This window comes from Bifidobacterium sp. WCA-178-WT-4B, assembly GCF_009696495.1.
Lineage (GTDB): Bacteria > Actinomycetota > Actinomycetes > Actinomycetales > Bifidobacteriaceae > Bifidobacterium > Bifidobacterium infantis.
In genome coordinates this window covers 26,073-43,766 of record NZ_VULV01000013.1, presented here as the reverse complement: position 1 = coordinate 43,766, position 17,694 = coordinate 26,073, and the positions used below count along the sequence as shown (strand labels likewise).

Annotated in this window: 13 protein-coding genes and 1 pseudogene; all 14 read right to left on the bottom strand. The window is 58.7% G+C overall.

The features are described from left to right. Positions 1-185 precede the first annotated feature (185 nt). The 14 genes and pseudogenes from FYJ31_RS09325 to pstC all read right to left on the bottom strand — a co-directional run bounded on the left by FYJ31_RS09325 (position 186) and on the right by pstC (position 17,613). Positions 186-2,312, bottom strand: a complete 2,127-nt coding sequence (locus FYJ31_RS09325; protein ID WP_154536544.1) for a hypothetical protein — start codon at positions 2,310-2,312, stop codon at positions 186-188. 19 nt (positions 2,313-2,331) lie between these two features. Continuing rightward, positions 2,332-3,165 (bottom strand): carbohydrate ABC transporter permease, encoded by an 834-nt coding sequence (locus FYJ31_RS09320; protein WP_154536543.1) that lies wholly within the window; start codon positions 3,163-3,165, stop codon positions 2,332-2,334. Beyond that, the gene (locus FYJ31_RS09315; protein WP_154536542.1) at positions 3,162-4,094 is read right to left on the bottom strand and encodes a carbohydrate ABC transporter permease; all 933 of its coding nucleotides are present in this window, start codon (positions 4,092-4,094) and stop codon (positions 3,162-3,164) included. Before FYJ31_RS09315 ends, FYJ31_RS09320 begins: the two co-directional genes overlap by 4 nt. Positions 4,095-4,208: 114 nt before the next feature. Further along, positions 4,209-5,474 (bottom strand): ABC transporter substrate-binding protein, encoded by a 1,266-nt coding sequence (locus FYJ31_RS09310; RefSeq protein ID WP_154536541.1) that lies wholly within the window; start codon positions 5,472-5,474, stop codon positions 4,209-4,211. A gap of 150 nt (positions 5,475-5,624) precedes the next feature. Then, entirely contained in the window at positions 5,625-6,611 is a 987-nt protein-coding gene (locus tag FYJ31_RS09305) for a LacI family DNA-binding transcriptional regulator (RefSeq protein WP_012576800.1), read from the bottom strand. Positions 6,612-6,862: 251 nt separating this feature from the next. Further along, positions 6,863-7,918, bottom strand: coding sequence for a nucleoside hydrolase (locus tag FYJ31_RS09300; RefSeq protein WP_154536540.1), 1,056 nt, complete (start codon positions 7,916-7,918; stop codon positions 6,863-6,865). Between the two features lie 97 nt (positions 7,919-8,015). Beyond that, positions 8,016-8,879 (bottom strand): aldo/keto reductase, encoded by an 864-nt coding sequence (locus tag FYJ31_RS09295; RefSeq protein WP_013140228.1) that lies wholly within the window; start codon positions 8,877-8,879, stop codon positions 8,016-8,018. A 216-nt stretch (positions 8,880-9,095) separates the two neighbouring features. Then, the gene (locus FYJ31_RS12520) at positions 9,096-9,257 is read right to left on the bottom strand and encodes a hypothetical protein (protein WP_195839488.1); all 162 of its coding nucleotides are present in this window, start codon (positions 9,255-9,257) and stop codon (positions 9,096-9,098) included. Positions 9,258-9,571: 314 nt separating this feature from the next. Beyond that, positions 9,572-11,610: pseudogene (locus FYJ31_RS09290) on the bottom strand (DUF2207 domain-containing protein). A 9-nt stretch (positions 11,611-11,619) separates the two neighbouring features. Beyond that, on the bottom strand, positions 11,620-13,890 hold the full coding sequence (locus FYJ31_RS09285) for a DUF2207 domain-containing protein (protein ID WP_012471992.1): 2,271 nt from the start codon (positions 13,888-13,890) through the stop codon (positions 11,620-11,622). A 63-nt stretch (positions 13,891-13,953) separates the two neighbouring features. Continuing rightward, positions 13,954-14,532 carry a LemA family protein gene (locus FYJ31_RS09280; RefSeq protein ID WP_007051432.1) on the bottom strand — a complete coding sequence of 193 codons (579 nt, stop codon included), beginning with the start codon at positions 14,530-14,532 and terminating at the stop codon, positions 13,954-13,956. 296 nt (positions 14,533-14,828) lie between these two features. Further along, complete coding sequence (gene pstB, locus FYJ31_RS09275; protein ID WP_007051433.1) at positions 14,829-15,608, bottom strand: phosphate ABC transporter ATP-binding protein PstB; 780 nt, start codon at positions 15,606-15,608, stop codon at positions 14,829-14,831. A 53-nt stretch (positions 15,609-15,661) separates the two neighbouring features. Continuing rightward, the gene (pstA, locus tag FYJ31_RS09270) at positions 15,662-16,660 is read right to left on the bottom strand and encodes a phosphate ABC transporter permease PstA (RefSeq protein WP_012576796.1); all 999 of its coding nucleotides are present in this window, start codon (positions 16,658-16,660) and stop codon (positions 15,662-15,664) included. Continuing rightward, entirely contained in the window at positions 16,660-17,613 is a 954-nt protein-coding gene (pstC, locus tag FYJ31_RS09265; protein WP_326831201.1) for a phosphate ABC transporter permease subunit PstC, read from the bottom strand. Before pstC ends, pstA begins: the two co-directional genes overlap by 1 nt. Positions 17,614-17,694: the final 81 nt, after the last annotated feature.

The following is a 17,694-nucleotide window of genomic DNA, read 5'->3' as shown; positions in this document are numbered from 1 at the left end:
TGACAAAGTTCCGAGAATTCTTTCCTTACGTTTTCTCCATCGGTTACAGGCACGTTCGATACGTTTATAGCCAATTAGCTCGGACGGCACCAAATGAAAAATCCTTGCCTACTTCCCTATTCGAGCATCCCCAAAAGGGCACGCCACCGCTGCAATGGCGTGCCCCGAATAGAGAGCCGCTGGGCTCAGAGCGCAGAGAAGCCCTCTTCGGCAATCATGCGCATCCAGATATTGAGGTGCCAGTCCTGATCATTGGCCAATGGGTCGGCCTGATGCATGGACCGCCCATCGACGTTGGAGGGAAACACATAGGCACACGTGGCGGAACCATCCGCGCCATAGTTCGCCATATTGGCCTCGAAAATCGCCTTGGCCAAATCATCGGTACGTGCGGAGCGCCTTTCTTGCGGCAACCGTGCCAGCACTTCGGCGGTCAACGTGGACCAATAATGAGGGAACACATCACCGAATTGTCGGTTGATGCCGAACCAATACCCATCCCAATGTCGAATCGCCACACCGTAGAGACGCGAGTCCGGCTGCGGGCCGCTGAACGCCAATAGCCAATCCAATCGCTCCACGGCACCATCCAGGTATTCGGCGCGCCCGGTAATGCGATGCGCTTCCAACAGCAGACTCACCAACGGCGCAGTGATGGACTGTTCGTAAGACACCTCATGGTAGGGCAGGTCGATACCCAATCCCAGGAAGTAGTCCGCACTGACCACCACACGATCGAGCAGACGTTGGGTCTCCTCGGTTCGCCCGGTCTGCTTAAGCACACGCGCCAAGGCCGCACTGGATTCGGCGAACTCGATGCTCAGGAAGTGTTCGCCGCCAATTTCGGCCGCCCGATCGGCGATGTTCACCGCCATATCGAGATCGTGCGCATCCTTGGTGGCCAGATAATGTTCGGTGAAGAAACTGATAATCCACGGGCAGTCATAGATACGGCCTCCGAATTTGGATTCCGGCAGCCCCGAGCCGCGACGTACCGCGCCGCTGGCGTCGATGAGCGCGGACTCGGCGAACGTGCGCCATGCATCGGCGGCACGCTGGGCCGGCTCTCGTAGGGACTCGTCAAGCAGCCCAAGATTCAGCGCACGTTGTAGCAATACCGGCATGGCGATACGCTCGGAACCATCCGACCAGTCATCCCAACTGGGATCCAGCACATGCTGCCCGGTGCGGGTATCGGTAGCCACGATGGCCCCAGCCAACGCGCCGACGCGCTCATACGCCACCTGATGCTCCAGGATGTATCGCGCACGGTCGTTGACGGTATCCCTCAACGTCTTGTGGAAGAGTACTTCGGTATGTGCACGATGGTCTCCATCCACAAGCTGCAGTTGGTAGGTACCCGCCTGTTCGGCCGTCAACCGAACTCCGCTCACAGTCCGTTCGACGGTAAGACCGTCATCCAGCGCCGTAACAGCACGATTCGTGGCGATATCGATATGCCCGCCCACAGTGGCGCTTAACGAGGAGAACGATGCAGGAGCAATCGTAGCGGCCAGGAATGCATCCTCGTCCACATACCATCCCAGTTCCCACGTCAGCGCATACGAGGCCCCCGGCTCCAGCGTGATGGTCGGCTGCCCGCCGAACGCATCGGGATTCAGCGCATAATCGGTGACCTGCAGCACGATGTGCCCGCGGATATCCGAATACGTGACCTGGTTACGCGATTGGATGGCATAGGCATTGATTGCGCCTTCCGTAACGATCAGCCCCAAGCGCGCACCGCGGCCGTCCATCGGCTCGGCCAGCACCCAGCTCCAGTCGCCTCCCGCGAATATATGCGCATGCACACATTCCCTCAACGCTTTGCGAGCGCCCGGATACCGGTCGTTCAATGGGGTCTGGATGCCCAAGCCTGTGATGGTCACCGGCTGGTTCGAAACGTTGCGCCATTCATAACGCTCGGTCAGCCGTTCGCCGCTACTGCGGGTAACGTCCAGGGCGAGTCCCGCACCGCACAGTGCGAACGTCTGCTGTTCCAGACCATTGGTTATGCCATATACCTGCGGCGTGTTCCACTGCGAGCCACCACTGGTAGTGACCACATAGCCGCTGCCCCAATACTGGTCCGATGTGTGCCAAGAGACACTGTCGTCCAGCAGATAATGACGATTGGGATTATCTTCGTTCACAAAAGCGATGGGAGCACCGGTGGATTGATCCAGAAGAACCTGGCCATTGCCGAACGGCAGCGAACTTCCAGCGAATTGAGAGAAATCCGTTGAGGCACCGGCTTCTGCAGTAGCACGTTCGATAGCGGCTTGCTGTGCAGCATTCTGTACGTCACTCATGACTGATCTCATTTCGTCCTCAGCCCTTAACGGAGCCGGCAACCAACCCGGAGACAATCCACTTCTGGCAGAAGCAGAAGAAAATGAACACCGGAACCAGGGCAAGCACCGTGATGGTCATGAACAGAGGCCAGTTCGTGGAGAACTGCTGCACGGCGTTGTATACCTGCAGCACGACGGTCTGGTTATCCGTGGAGCTGAGGAACACACTCGGCAGGAGGAAGTCGTTCCAAGTGCCCATGGTTTGGAATACGACGACGGTGGTCAATATTGGGGTGATCAGCGGCAACACGATGCGCGAGTAGATGCGCCATGGGCCGGCACCGTCGATTTTGGCCGCTTCGAACAATTCCTGTGGCAGGGACTTCATGTAGCCGACGATCAGGAAGTAGCAGAACACACACGAGCCCATATACAGCACAATCAAGCCAAGCAGCGAATCCACAAGTCCGGTCTCGGACTCCATGCGGTACAGCGGCAGCATTGTGGCCTGCACAGGAATGGCGAAGGTGACCATCAGTACGCCACCGACGATGGCGGTGAACTTGGATTTCTTGTATACCACACCGAATGCGGCCATCGAACCGACCAGAACCTGCAGCAGCACCGCCACCACGGTGACAATCAGCGTGTTGACGAACGCACGAATGATGGTGCCGTCGACGAAGGCCTCCTTGTAGTTCTCCAGCGTCCACTGCTCCGGAAGCCCCAATGGGTTCTTGATCATATCGATTGAGGTCTTGAAGGAGCTGACAATCACATAGTACAGTGGCACGGCGCAAATCAGGGCCAGGCCAAGCACCACGATGGTGCGAAAGATTTTGCGAACGAGTTCACGCTGAGACGGTGTCATTGGAACCTCTTTTCCACGGCGTTGGCAATGCCGGTCTGCGCGGCGATGACGAGAATGCAGGCGATGGTGAAGCATACGGACAACGCCGAGCCCAGTCCGTACTGACTTTGGCCGATACCTTTGAGGATGATGGCCTGGGACAGCGTATTGGTGGCGTATCCGGGGCCACCGCCGGTCAAGGTGTACGGCAGATCGTAGATTTTCAGTCCGCCGGTCATCAAGAGGAACATCGAGACGACGATGCCGGGGATGAGCTGCGGCAGAGTGATATGGAAGAACTGCTGACGGGAATTGGCACCGTCGACACGAGCCTGTTCGTACAGGTCCGCCGGGATGGTTTGCAGATAGGCGAGGTACAGGGTGGCGTGCCAGCCGACCTGCATCCATACGGCCACGAAAATCACGCAGAACCGGGCCCAATTGTCATCGGCCAGCCAAGGGATATTCGGTATACCGAATACCGCGATGACTTTGTTCATCACGCCGGAACCCAGTGGAGAGAAGATGTACTGCCAAATTAGACCAATGATGGCCTGCGCCGGGACACCAAGGAAGAAGAACAGCGAACGGGCGAAGCTACGTCCCCACATGGCTTTATTGAGGGTCACGGCCAGCGGAATGGCGAAACAGGTGACCAACAGTGTGGTGCCGAAGGCATACAGCAGGGTGAAGCCCAGGGCGGATAGCAGCGACGGGTCCTTGAAGATCGCAGCGTAGTTGCTGAAGGCCACGAAGCCGAAGTTTTCGGAGTATCCGTCGTAATCGGTCAGTGAATAGAAGAACGACTGTGCCAACGGCACGACGGTAAGGATGAAGAAGATGATGATGATTGGCAGAAGAAACCAGAATGAGGAGAGGTTTTCCGCCCATAAGGATGATGCACGCTTGGATTTTGGTTTGGAAGCATGCCCAATGGTTGCAGCGGTCATGGGAAGTCCTTGAGAATTATGGTCGATTTGACATAGCAAGGCCGTGCCTGCCGCCGAACGGGCGATCGGCACGGCCTTGTCAGGAGGAGAGAAAGGAACTGGTGGTGTGATGGGTTACTTCAGCGTCGCCCACTTGGCGTCGAGAGCCTTGGCAGCATCCTTGGCGGAAATCTGGCCCTGCACGATCTTCTGCTGCTGGGCGATACCCTCGGTGGACATCACCGTAGGGGACTTCGGCCAGTTGACCCAGTAGAACTTGTTCTGCTTGAAGTAGTTATCCACTACATCCTTCAGTTCGGCAGGAGGTTCGGCATTGTACTTGCTCGACAGCGACAGGGTGCCAGCGGCAGAGGTAAACGCCTCGAGGCCCTCTTCGCTGTTGAGATAGGCAAGGAACTTTTTGGCTGCGGCCTTCTCCTTGTCGGAGGCCTTGGACGCGATGGCGAAGCCTTGGTCGGGGCCACCGTTGATCCACTGGCCGTCTTCCTTGCTGTAGGCCGGGAACGGTGCCACGCCGAAGTCGATGTCTGACTTCTGCAGATCAGGCAGATCCCATGGACCGGAGCGCATGACGCCAAGATTGCCGCTCACGAATTCCTGCTTGACCTGATCGGCCGACAGACCAACGGATTTCTGAGGAATTACACCGGCCTTGGCGGCAGCTTCCCATCTCTTGAATACCGGAGTCCAGTCCTTGGTGAAAGTGGACTTGCCGGACCAGATGTCCGCGTCAAGATCGCCGGACTTACCCTGCTCGCCGTAATAGCTAGCCAGCAAGCCGGTGAACGAGCCAGCGATCTGAGTATTGAAGTCCTCCAGGAAAGCGGTGCTTCCGTTGGAGTTGATCTTCTTGCCCATCTCGATGAATTCATCCCAGGTCTTGGGGAATTTATCGTATCCGGCCTTCTTGAGAATGTCTTTGTTGTAGAAGAACGCGCCCACCCATGCGGAAACCGGCATGCCGTAGGTCTTGCCATCCTGCTGGAACAAGGCGAAGTTTGTGTCGTCGATGCCATAGAGGAAATCCTCGCCGGAGATGTCCAACGCGGCACCGGATTTCATGACATCGGTACGGTTATCCATCGTCAGATTGAAGATGGTCGGCGGCTTGCCACCAGCAAGACGGGTTTGCAGTGTCGAGATGTACTGTGCCGGATCCTGGCCATACTGCACGTCGAGGGTAATGTCGGGGTTCTTCTTCTCGAACCCCTTGACGACCTCACCAATCTGGTTGTCCTTGAAGTAGGAATAGAACGAAATCTTGGTTTTCCCGCCACCTGCGGTACCGGAACCGCATGCGGCCATCGGCACGACCATGGCTGCCGTAGCGGCCACCGCCACGGCTGACTTTAGGGCGAACTTCTTTGTATTACCCCTCATAACTAAGTCCTTTCAGTTAGTTATACGCTTCAATATTGATGCGCATAAATGAATATATCATTGAATCCGACGCACGCAACACCGGCGTGTTGATGCGCATAAACTACGCGACGTCAAGAACCACACGAGGCCGAGAATCGGACATACTCCTTAGCTACGGATGGTGATATGCGGAGAAACCAGCAATCTTTCACCAGTTTTATGTCCATCGATCCGATCGAACAGTAGCCCCATGGCGGCTTTGGAGACGGACTGCGGCACTGGATCCACATTATCCACCGGCACGCGCAACTCTTCGTCATGACCATCCACATACACCGCGACCAGGGAAAAATCACGTCCAGGCTGAATCTGCATTTCCACACAAAGCTGCAGCAGCGAATCTAACGCATGAGGGGTGCGCACTGCAATACCGCCATGGCATTGAGCCATTCGCTTCAATTCATCCTTCATCGCCCAGATGCCCCTCCATCCTTTTTCACGCGGGATGAATATCTCATATTCCATGCCCAGCACTTGAGCCACCACACGAGATTCGCTGGCGAAGAACTTAGCAAACGCATAACGGTCGAGACTTCTTCCCCAGTCCCCAACAAGGACCATCCGCTGCGCCCCTCGTTCCGCCAAACGATTGACGGCCATCTGCGCCACTCGACGATAATCCACATCAACGCACGGCAGGCCATGTGCGTTTTCTGGCGTACCCACCAGCACAACGGGAATATCCAATCGCGCTATCTCAGGCAGGCGTTCATCATGCCACTCGACGTCGAACACCAAGACGCCATCGACCACGCCTTGACGCACCATACGGCACAGTCCCTCAATCCCCTCGTCGGCCGGAACGAGCATCACACTAGACCCCCGCTTTCTCGCCTCCTCCATGATTACCACCAGGAACGGGCGAAGCTCGGCCAAATCGGTATTCTCATCCATATGCACCAGCACACCGATGACACCGACCTTGCCACCCGCCAACGATCGCGCATTGATATTGGGAACATACCCCAACTCATCCATGGCCTTGCGCACCCGTTTTTTGGTGGCTTCGGAAATGGGCCTGCTACCGCTCATCACATACGACACCGTGGCCTGAGACACCCCGGCGCGCTTTGCCACATCCCTTGCAGTAACCATCCATACACCTCGTCGCTTGCCGCCCGTCACCGTAGATCAGGCATGAAACATTCACCCTCCAGCATATTGAAGTGTATAAACATATGCACACCGACCGATGCCATCCCGCATATACACGACGACGAATCGTACCGCTAGTTATCCACAGGGTTATCCACACACCATGTGGATCACCCCGGAAGCTAGAACCGCATTGTCCGCACTACTAACCGACGCTTCAGCAACCGACACGACCGCCAAAGCATAAGCGTTTACCCACGAGCCGCGGCGGTGACGCGCGCCATAAAGCGGTCGAGGAATTCCGACACGTCGACGCCGAGCGCAACCTGAGTGTGCTTGTCGAAATCTTGCAGCCGCGAGCGGTCACCAATGGTGCGGCCACGGAACGGGCCCTCCAAATCGACCTGTAGGTTGAAGCCGAACGTGGTGACCAATGATGGGTCAAGCGCGGCAGCCACAGCGAGCGGGTCATGCAGTCCGCAGCCGCGAATCTCCGGCTGGTTCTTCAGATAGAAGTCGATGTAGTAATCGGTCATGGTGACGATGAAGTCGCCGGCTGGCGTCCCCAGAGACGCCCATTCATGGGCTTTCTCACGGGTGAGCGTGGTCTGGTGCGTCACATCGAGGCCGATCATGGTGGTGCGTGCGCCACACTTGAACAGATAGTCTGCTGCCTCTGGGTCTTGGGAGATGTTCGCTTCGGCGGCTGGGCTCACATTGCCGGGCAATGTGAGGGCACCGCCCATCAACGTCACGTTCACGCCGGAATCCTTCAGGTCCGGAGCATTGCGGAATACGGTGGCCATGGTGGTCATCGCGCCCGTAGGTACGATGGTCAGATCCGGGCCGTATTCGTGCGCGGCGGTGATGATGAAATCGACCGCCGAGCCTGGTGCTTCCGGAGCGCGCGGGGAGTCGGGGATGATTGCGCCACCGATGCCGTTGGGATGGTGGACCGCCACCGAGCCGGGAGTTGGTGACCACGGAGCGTCCGTTTGCCAGCCGCCCGCGCCGCCGTTCTGCCAGCGCGCATAGGCTTGGGCCCGCTCATCCGGCGTGGTGCCACGCATTGTCGGCAATGTTGCCGGGGCGATGGGATGGTCGACTCCGGGATAGACCGGGACATCGTCACGCCCGAACAGGTGCAGTACCGCCAGCGCGTTGTGCGCGGCCAGGGGCACCGCGACATTGCCGTAGGTGGCCGTGATACCAATCAGATCGATCTCGTCGGCACTGCCTAGGGCATATGCGATGGCGAGCGCGTCATCGATGCCGGTATCGAGGTCGAGGATGAGTTTTTTGCGCATAATTATCTCCTTGCGGGACTACCCGGGGCTACTCCAGCGACTACCCCTCAGTCTCGCTACGCGAGACAGCTCCCCTGACAAGGGGAGCTGAGAAAGTTCAGCCGAGCTTGGCGAGTTCTTCGGGGGTGAGTTCGAGCTGGTCGGCCTTGAGGGAGTCAAGGATGGTCTCGGGGTGGTGGGCGCCGGGAATCACGAACATGTGGTCGCCCTTGGCGAGCTCCCATGCCAGCACGACCTGCTGGTAGCTCACGCCGTGGGCCGCCGCGACCTCGCGGAACGGGTCGAACTTGGTCTCATCATAGGGATGACGGTAGCCGCCGAGCGGGCTCCAGCACACGAAGGCCAGACCGACCTTGGCGCAGTAGTCGAGCGTGTCCTGGGTCTCCAGGTGAATCGGCGAGTACTGGTTCTGCACGGCCACGAGCTTGTCGCCCAGAATGCCGCGCGCAATGTCGATTTGCTCGATGGAGGCGTTGGAGATACCGGCCTCCTGCGCCACGCCCTCGTCCACCAGCTGCTTGATGGCCTCGACGGACTCGTTGTACGGCACCTTCGGGTCCGGGCGGTGGAAGTACAGCAGGTCAATGGTGTCCACGCCGAGCGCCAGTGCGCTCTCCTTGCCGCGTCGAATCAGGTTCTCCGGGCGACCGTCCACATCCCACGTGGGGCGGCCGTCGGTGAAGTTGCGGAAGTGGCCCACCTTGGTGGCCACCAGCACCTCGTCCTTCGGACCCTTCCAGGTCTCAAGGGCCTCGCGCACCAGCTTTTCACCGGTCTGTTCTTCGCCGCCGGAGCAGTAGTAGGCCCAAGCGGTGTCGATGTGGCGGCAGCCGGCGTCCAGCGAGGCGTGCAGGGTTTCGATGCCGACCTCATGGCCGCGGTTGTTTTCGATGGTCAGCGGCATTTCGCCGTGGCCGATGGCGGTGGTGGAGAACGGTCCGAGGTTACGGAACAATGCCATGGTGATTCCCTTCGTGAAACTTATGGAAACTCGATATCCACAATCAAGCCTAAGCATCCCGTTGGATTTCACACTCTCGGCCTGCCCGCACAATCAATCTATGAAATTTCCGCAACTTCACGGAATAGAAAACGCAACTTACTCATACCCAGTTCAGCGAAAACGAGGGGCCGGACCCCCATGGATTCCGGCTGTTCCGCTGATAAATCAGTGGCCTCATCTGAGACTCATTCCCAGCAATACCAGCGCGGCAATGATGATGGCCGTCGACCACCCCTGTCCAACTTGATTGGCCAGGGCGATCAACAGGCCGGTCATCAGACCTTCCCGGTATTGCCGGTCTTGTCTCGGACGGTTGTCATGGTCGTTGCCTACCATGAGAACCTCCTCTTGAATTTTGAGACGTCATCATGCCGGTTGACACAACGACACCGCGCCAAAGTGCCACGCTAGTAGACCTTGGTTTGGTCGGTCCAGTGTACTGGTGAGCTTCGATGGGGGCTGGTATGCTGTGTTGTAGCAGAAAGGTCACGCTAGCTTCGAGGCAATCTTCTCGGCGGCGCCATAGACTTTCGCCCCGTTGGACCTGACTGTTGAGGTTTCCTCACCTCGATTTTGAGAGAAAGGCCCGATGTCTTATGACACCGGGCCTTTTACTTTCAGAGCTATAGGGACTTTCAGAAGCACACCGCTTACCGCCCGCCGAACGAACCGCCGCCGGAACCACCGCTGCTACCGCCAAAGCCGCCTGAGCCACCGGATGGCGAGGCCGCATTGATTGTCGCGGTGATATCCGCAAATCCGTACGACAATTGCGTGCCGAGGTCAGAGAACCCAGCCGCGAACGACGTGCCCCCGAACGCTGGCACCGCTCCGGCCAATCCGCTGTCAGCCACGGAATCCGCGAACGCCGAGCCATTGTAGAAACGCAACCCATACCAGTCGTACGGACGATAATTCCAATAGAACACCGTGTCGGAGGCATTGGCATCAAGCCATTCCGGATCGGATACTTGCGGATAGGCCATGGCCAGCTCCCGCATCACCCGGTCGGATATGCCAAATGCGGCAGCGTAGACCATATACCAATCCCACAGCGTCAAATCCGCGACTCCACGGTACTTGAAGTTCGAGAAGCCTTGCATATATCGTTTGAGACCCAAGCATTGCCCGGCCATCTGCTGACCATGATCGGTCAGCACGTAGGAATTCCCCATCAGGAAGCAGAATATGCCGACCGTCATCAGGGGAATGCCGATGAGGGCCCCGGCCACCAGATATCCGGCCAAACCGTTGATGAATATGCTGGCGCCACCGATCAGCACGGTGATTGCCCCGGGAATGAGCCATCCGTTCTCGGTTTTCGGCGCGATATCCGCCGCCGCGAATTCGGTCTTGCACGCATTGGTGAACTTTTCGAGTTCCTTGTAGCCGTCTTTCCAATCCTTGCAGGCGTCTTTGATGTCATCCATGTCAAATGCCGTACGACCTACGCGCTCGGAAATCACGGTGAGCAGATAGAGCAATGCCCGCTCAGAAGCACTGAGATCGGGCTGGTGTGCATCGGACACGCTAGATGCGGCAGATCCAGATCCGCCAGATCCAGATCCATCAAATACGGATTCGACGAATACTGATTCATCAAATCCCTCAGATACGCCGTAATCGGACTGCCACAGCATCACAATCGTGCTATTGGTACGCGCATTATTGCGCTTGTATGGATCGGACCCGATTCGCTGACTGAGCTCCACCGGAGAAACTTGTTTCAGATCCACGCCGATATACAGGTCCGCCGAACCGGGGAACACAGCAATGACTTTCTTCACGGCCAGAGAAAGCAAGGTCGCGACGAGTTGGCGCTCGGAAATGTCGGGTTTGTCGCCGGAAGTCACGATATCGATGAGTTTGGCCGCCGATGCGGGGCTCAGCTCGGGGCGATCGCGCCAATATTCGATGGAGCCACGGTAACGTGAACGTCCAGAGGAGCGTAAGGCTGCAACAACACCAATAATCCCGAATATCAGGCCAGCCGATATGGTGGTCATCCAGTTGTTCAGGCGCCTTGTGGAGCGTTGGCGTTCCAGATTGCGCCAGAACCGTTCGTCGTCGGCTTCGTCTTCCTTCAACTCCTGCAGATGATCGTCGGTCTCGACACGAGCCATATCTCCCGCCTTGGCCGCGTCGAAAGCGGCCACCACGTCTAGGTACTCGCCGCTTTTCACATCATTTACGGTGAAGGTGAAGCTGCCATCCTTGGTTCGGCCGGTTTCCGAGGTTTGTTCAGTGTGCAGCCAAGTCCACGAGTTGCTCGCGGTCACACCTTTGGGGAAATGCACCGTGCCGGTGACCGTACCAATCGGCACCTGATTGTTCTCACCGAATGGCTCCCATTGGAAGGTCTCCACGTCCTTCCACTTGGTGGCCACGTCATGCATGGTGAAGCTCACCGTGAACTTGATGCTGTTGGTTTTTACGGTGGTGGGAATATTCCAGCCGATCTCCACGGTTTTGTCTTGCCATCGTCATCCTTGCGTTTGCGCAACTTGATATCGATATGCTCCGTGACTTTAAGATCGCCGTCGGCGGTGGCGGTCACATCGTAATCAAGCGTGCGGTAGCTCAGGTCGGCACCATCTGTGCCGAGAATCAAGGCACCGGCACAGAGTGCGGCAAGAATCAGCGCACCGACAAGGCTTAAGCCCAGGGCACGAACAATGCGTTTCGACATAGGCATGCGCTACCGCCCGCCGAACGAGCCGCCACCTGAGCCACCGAACGAGCCGCCGAAACCGGAGCCGCCGCCCGAACCGAAGCTGGAGAAATCGCCACCGGAATCGGCGGATGGTGCTGCCGCGCTGATGGTCGAGCTGATGTCCGCCAGACCGGAGTTCAGCTGCGAGCCGAGGTCGGAGAATCCGCCGGCAAACGACGTGCCTCCGTAAGCCGGAGCTGGGCCGCCAACGCCTAGGTCCATCTGCCCGGCAGCATCGTGGTCGAATGGACCATTATGACGGTGGCTGTACCAGCCATACGGGCGGTAGTTCCAGTAGAACAACGAGTTGGAGGCGTTGGCATCCAGCCAAGCCGGGTCGTTGACCTGAGGATATGCTTTGGCCAGTTCACGCATCACGCGATCGGAAATGCCAAACGCGGCGGCGTAGACCATATACCAATCCCACAAGGCCAAATCGGCGGTACCCCGGTCGGTGAAGTTGGAGAAGTCTTCCATATAACGCTTAAGGCCCAGAGTCCGGCCGGCGATATCCTGCCCTTGATCAGTGAGCACGGTCATCGCGCCGGCCATCGAGCAGAACAGTCCGACCAGGAATATCGGCAGCCCGATAAGACCAGCCACCGGGTATCCGATAAAGCTGTTGGCCAGCAGCGAACCAAATCCCAGCACGGCGGCCAATACGCCGGGTAGGATCCATTGCCAGCCCACAGAGCGCGTGGCACCCAGCCGCTGGTATTCCATGCTGCATGCACCGGTGAATTTGCCGAGCTCAATATAGCCGTCTTGCCAGTTCTGGCAGGTCGCCTTCATCTGGTTCAGGTCGAATACCGGGCTGCCCACGCGCTGAGAAATGACGATGAGCAGGTTCAGCAGCGCATCTTCCGATTCGCTCAATCCCAACTGTTGCGCGTTGGGTGCCTCATCAATGGCGAGCGGCAGAATCACGATGGTGCTGGTGATGCCTGCCGCATACTGCTTGCCTTGGTCGGCGGCAATCATTTGGCTCAAGCCCACCGGCGTGGCCTGGCTCATGTCGATGCCGCGATACATGTCCGACGGCCCCGGATAAATGGCGATGGCCTTCTTGACGGCGAGCGACAGCATGGTGGCGGTCAGCTGGCGGTCTTCATCGGATTGGCGCGTCGACGGATCGACCACGCGAATCAGACGGGCTGCGGAAGCCGGACTGATGCCGGGCTGGTCGCGCCAGTATTCGACGCTGCCACTGTATTGCGCACGCCGGTTGCTGGAGATCACAGCCCAGATACCCCACGCGCACAACGCGATGCCGAGCACGATGCTGACAATCCAGAACACGAGACGAGCTCTGGCAGCGAATCGTTGCTTGTCGAGCCAGCGCTGCTGTTGCTTATATTCGTCCTGTTTCAGGTCCTTGAGATGATTGCCGGTTCCCTTGCGGGCGATGCCCTTGGCTTTGGCGGCATCGAACGCCGCGACCACATCGAGGTAGTCGCCATTGTGGATGTTGTAGGCCGTGAACGTGTAGCTGCCGTCGCTGTTGCGCTTGGTTTCCGAGGTGCGCTCGGTGTGCAGCCATGTCCATGAGGTTTTGCCGGTGATGCCGTTGGGGAAATGGACGGTGCCGGTGACCGTGCCGATAGGCACTTGGTTCTTCTTGCCGAACGGCTCCCATTGGAAGGAGGCCACGTCTTTCCATTTGGTGGCCACATCGTGCATGGTGAAGCTTACATCGAACTTCATGCTGTCGGCCTCGGTGGTGACCGGAATATTCCAGCCGATCTCCACGGTTGTGTCATCTTCGGTGGCGGAGGCGCTGGGCTTGAGGCCATCGGTACCGGGCGTGTATGCCTTTGGATGGTCGCTGCCATCGCTCACATCGGCGACATACCAATGGTTGGCGTAGTCGCTGTTCCATTCCTTGTCGGAAGAGACGTCACTGGGCAGCTTGGGCTCGCTCTGTTGTGCGTAGTCGATGCCGTCGGTGACGTTGCGCACGCTGATATCACTGATATCAGTCAAGGTGCCGGAGTTCAGCGTGTATTGCTGGAACAGCTGCTTCCACGGCTTGGTGTTGTCGTCACTGTCGGTACGCTCACGCATCTTGACGTCGATATGCTGTGTGACCTTCAAATCACCGTTCGCGGTGGCGGTCACGTCATAGTCCAGCGTGCGGTAGCTGAGGTCGGCCGAATCGCCGAACGCGGAAGTCCCGATTATCGCCAAGGTGATAACTGCCAACACCACCGTGGCAACAATGCTGATGATTCCGGCGCGAATGAATCGTATCCGCATATCTTCCCTCTCTTAAGACAATACGGGCCCGGCCGGTGGCTTACCGGACGGGCCTGAAGCGGGTCAGAACTGGACCTGTGGCACCTGACGGGAAGCGTCATCGGCCTCGAAGTATTGCGCCTGCTCAAAGTGGAACAGACCGGCGATGATGTTCGTCGGCACGGTTTCGATGGCGGTGTTGAGCTTCAGGACCACGTCGTTGTAGAACTGACGGGCGTAGGCGATCTTGTTCTCCAGTTCCTTGAGCTGGTTCTGCAGATCCATGAAGTTCTGGTTGGCTTGCAGCTGCGGATATGCCTCAGCCGTGGCTTGCAGGTTGAACAGGGCGCGGGACAGCTGGTTTTCGGCGGCGGCGCGCTGAGCAGTGGTCGTGCTCGGATTGCTGGCCGCAGCCACTACGCCGGCGCGGGCGGCGGTCACCTGAGTGAAGACTTCAGACTCGTGGGATGCGTACCCCTTGACGGTATTCACCAGGTTCGGGATGAGGTCGGCGCGCTGCTTCAACTGCACGTCGATTTGCGCCCAACCGTTCTTCACACGGTTCTTCAGCGTCACCAAGTTGTTATAGGCGCTGACGCCCCAACCAATCAAGACAACGATAATAACGACAACGACAATGCCGACGATCAGACCAGTACTCACCTATGCTCCTTTGCTGGACCTTGCTGTGACCATTCTTCCACACTCGCACCGTAAACAGAAGATTCATCACAGAGTATTCATCGTGCGGACTTGTCTTGTACCGCTTTACCCGCCGTTCTCCCGTCGATCGACCGAAGCGGGAAGTCGCCGCCCAGTCCGACGAAGTATTCCAGCTCGCTCCGTTGCGAGAACGGTAATACTCGGCAATACTCGCCCTCAATATGCGAAAGCCCGCCTTGCGGCGGGCTTTGCCGTTTCTCCTACGCACAAATCATTACGCTGCGCGCAGGAAACGATCAGCCGAAGCGACCGGAGATGTAGCGCTCGGCTTCTTCGTTTTGCGGGTTGTTGAACATCGTGATGGTGTCCGCGAAGTACTCGAGGTGACCGGGCTGGCCCACGGCCTTCAGGTTGAAGAAGGCGGTGTAGTCGGCGATACGGGCGGCCTGCTGCATGTTGTGGGTCACGATCACGATGGTGTAGTCGCTCTTGAGCTCGTTGATCAGATCCTCGACGGCCAGGGTCGAAATCGGGTCCAAAGCGGAGCAGGGCTCATCCATGAGCAGCACCTGCGGGTGGACGGCCACGGCGCGGGCGATGCACAGACGCTGCTGCTGGCCACCGGACAGGCCGATGCCGGGGTTGTCGAGACGATCCTTGACCTCTTCCCAGAGGTTGGCACCGCGCAGGGCCCACTCGACCAGATCGTCGGCGTCGGACTTGGCCAGATGGTGGTTGTTCAGGCGCACGCCGGCCAGCACGTTCTCGCGGATGGACATGGTCGGGAACGGGTTCGGGCGCTGGAAGACCATGCCGACATCGCGGCGCACGGCCACCGGATCCACGTCCTTGTCGTACAGGTTCTTGCCTTCGAGCAGCACCTCGCCCTCGACATGCGCGCCGGGGATGATCTCGTGCATGCGGTCCAGGGTGCGCAGCACGGTGGACTTGCCGCAGCCGGACGGGCCGATGAAGGCGGTGACCTTGTTCGGCTCGATGTTGATGTTCACATCCTCGACGGCCAGGAAGTCGCCGTAGTAGATGTTCTCGTGGTTGACGTCAATACGTTGTCCCATGATGTTTCCTTATGTTTCCTTGTGTTCTTAAGGCTTAGGCTGAGCGGCTGGGCTTAGCGTTCGGTCTTGACGGCGAAGACCTTCGCCACGATTCGTCCGATGAGGTTCAGCAGCAGCACGATGACGATCAGCACGAGGGCGGCGGCCCAGGCGCGCTCCATTGGGATCGTGGTCACGCAGGTGGCATCGGCGTTGGGCGGGCAGTTCGCGTTGAGCTTCGAGTACTCCTGGTAGACGTACACCGGCAGGGTGGTCATCTGGCCGGAGAACAGGTTCACATTGGTGCTGGCGATGAAGCCGGCGGTCATGAGCAGCGGGGCGGTCTCGCCGATCACGCGGGCGATGGCCAGGATGGCGCCGGAGACGATGCCGGGCAGGGCGGTGCGCAGCACGATCTTGGTGATGGTGCGCTGCTTGGTGACGCCCAACGCCAGGGAGGCCTCACGAAGGTCGTTCGGCACGATCTTCAGCATCTCCTCGCAGGATTTGACCACGGTGGGCAGCATCAGCAGGGAGAGGGCCACGGAGCCTTCGAAACCGTTGATGGTGCCGGGGCCCAGCAGAATCGTGAACATCGAGAAGGCGAACAGGCCGGCCACGATGGAGGGAATGCCGCTCATCACGTCGACGAGCAGGGAAATCGTGGTGGCGAGCTTGCCGCGGTTCGAGTATTCGACCAGGTACACGGCGCACATCAGACCGATCGGGATGGAGATGATCATGGCGCCGGCGGTGATCTCGAGCGTGCCGATGATGGCGTGGAGCACGCCGCCGTAGCCTCCGGACGGGGTCTGGCTGCCGCCGACCACGCCGGTCATGTTGTAGCTCAGGAAGTTCAGGTTCAGTCGCTTGGCGCCGTTGACGATGGTGGTCCACAGCAGGGAGACCAGCGGGATGCAGGCGATCACGAACGCCACCGCGATCAGGACCCACATGAAGCGGTCCATGACGTTACGGCGCTGGATGGCGGAACGGGTCGGGCGGAAACGATCGAAATCGATCTTGGGCGCACCGGACATCGGGGTCTTTTCAGTGTTCTCGGCAGCAGTCATCACGCAGTCGCTTTCTCGGTAAGCTTACGGGCGATGAAGTTGACCACGAAGGTGATCAGGAACAGAATCAGACCGGTTCCGATCAGCGTGGAGACGCCCAGATCGTTGGCTTCAGGGTACTGTGCGGCGATGTTCGCGGCGATGGTCTGGTTCTGCGAGGCCTGCAGCAGTTTGATGGAGTAGTTGAGGCCCGGGGACAGGATCATCAACACGGCCATCGTTTCGCCAAGCGCGCGGCCGAGAGCCAGCATGGAGGCGGACACGATACCCGACTTGCCGAAGGGCAGCACGGCAAGACGAATCATCTCCCACTTGGTGGCGCCAAGCGCCAGCGCGGCCTCCTCATGCAGGCGCGGGGTCTGCATGAAGATATCGCGCGACATGGAGGTGATGATCGGCAGGATCATGACGGCGAGCACCACGGCCACGGTGGCCACGGTACGCGACGGGTTGGCCGCCGGGCCCTCGAACAGCGGGATCCAACCCAGATGGTTGGCCACCCAGTTCCAGAACGGGTAGATGGCGGGCACCAGAATCAGGCCGCCCCACAGGCCGTAGATGACGGAGGGGATGGCGGCGAGCAGATCGACCACATAGCTCAGCGCGGTGGCGAGCTTCTTGGGTGCGTAATGAGAGATGAACAGCGCGATGCCGATGGACACGAAGAAGGCGATCAACAGCGCCAGCAGCGATACCAGCACGGTGCCGAACAACAGCGGGAGCACATAGCTCCAGAAGTTGTCGGCCTTGCCGCCGGTGAAGCTGGACACGGTTTTGCTGTTGGCGGTCTGATCGCCGCCGATCAACGGCCATGCGCGGAAGAACAGGAACAGGAACACAGCGGCGAGCACAACCAGGATCAGGATGCCGCAGGCGTATGCCACACCGCGGAACACCTTGTCGGCGGTCTTGCCGCCAACCGGCTGTACAACCGTTTTGTCTTGCGAACTCACGGATTCTCCTTATATAGGGTGGTTATCAAGTATTCGAGTGGTGAGGTTGCCCGTCGGCGACGTTGTCAAACCGTTGGGGTC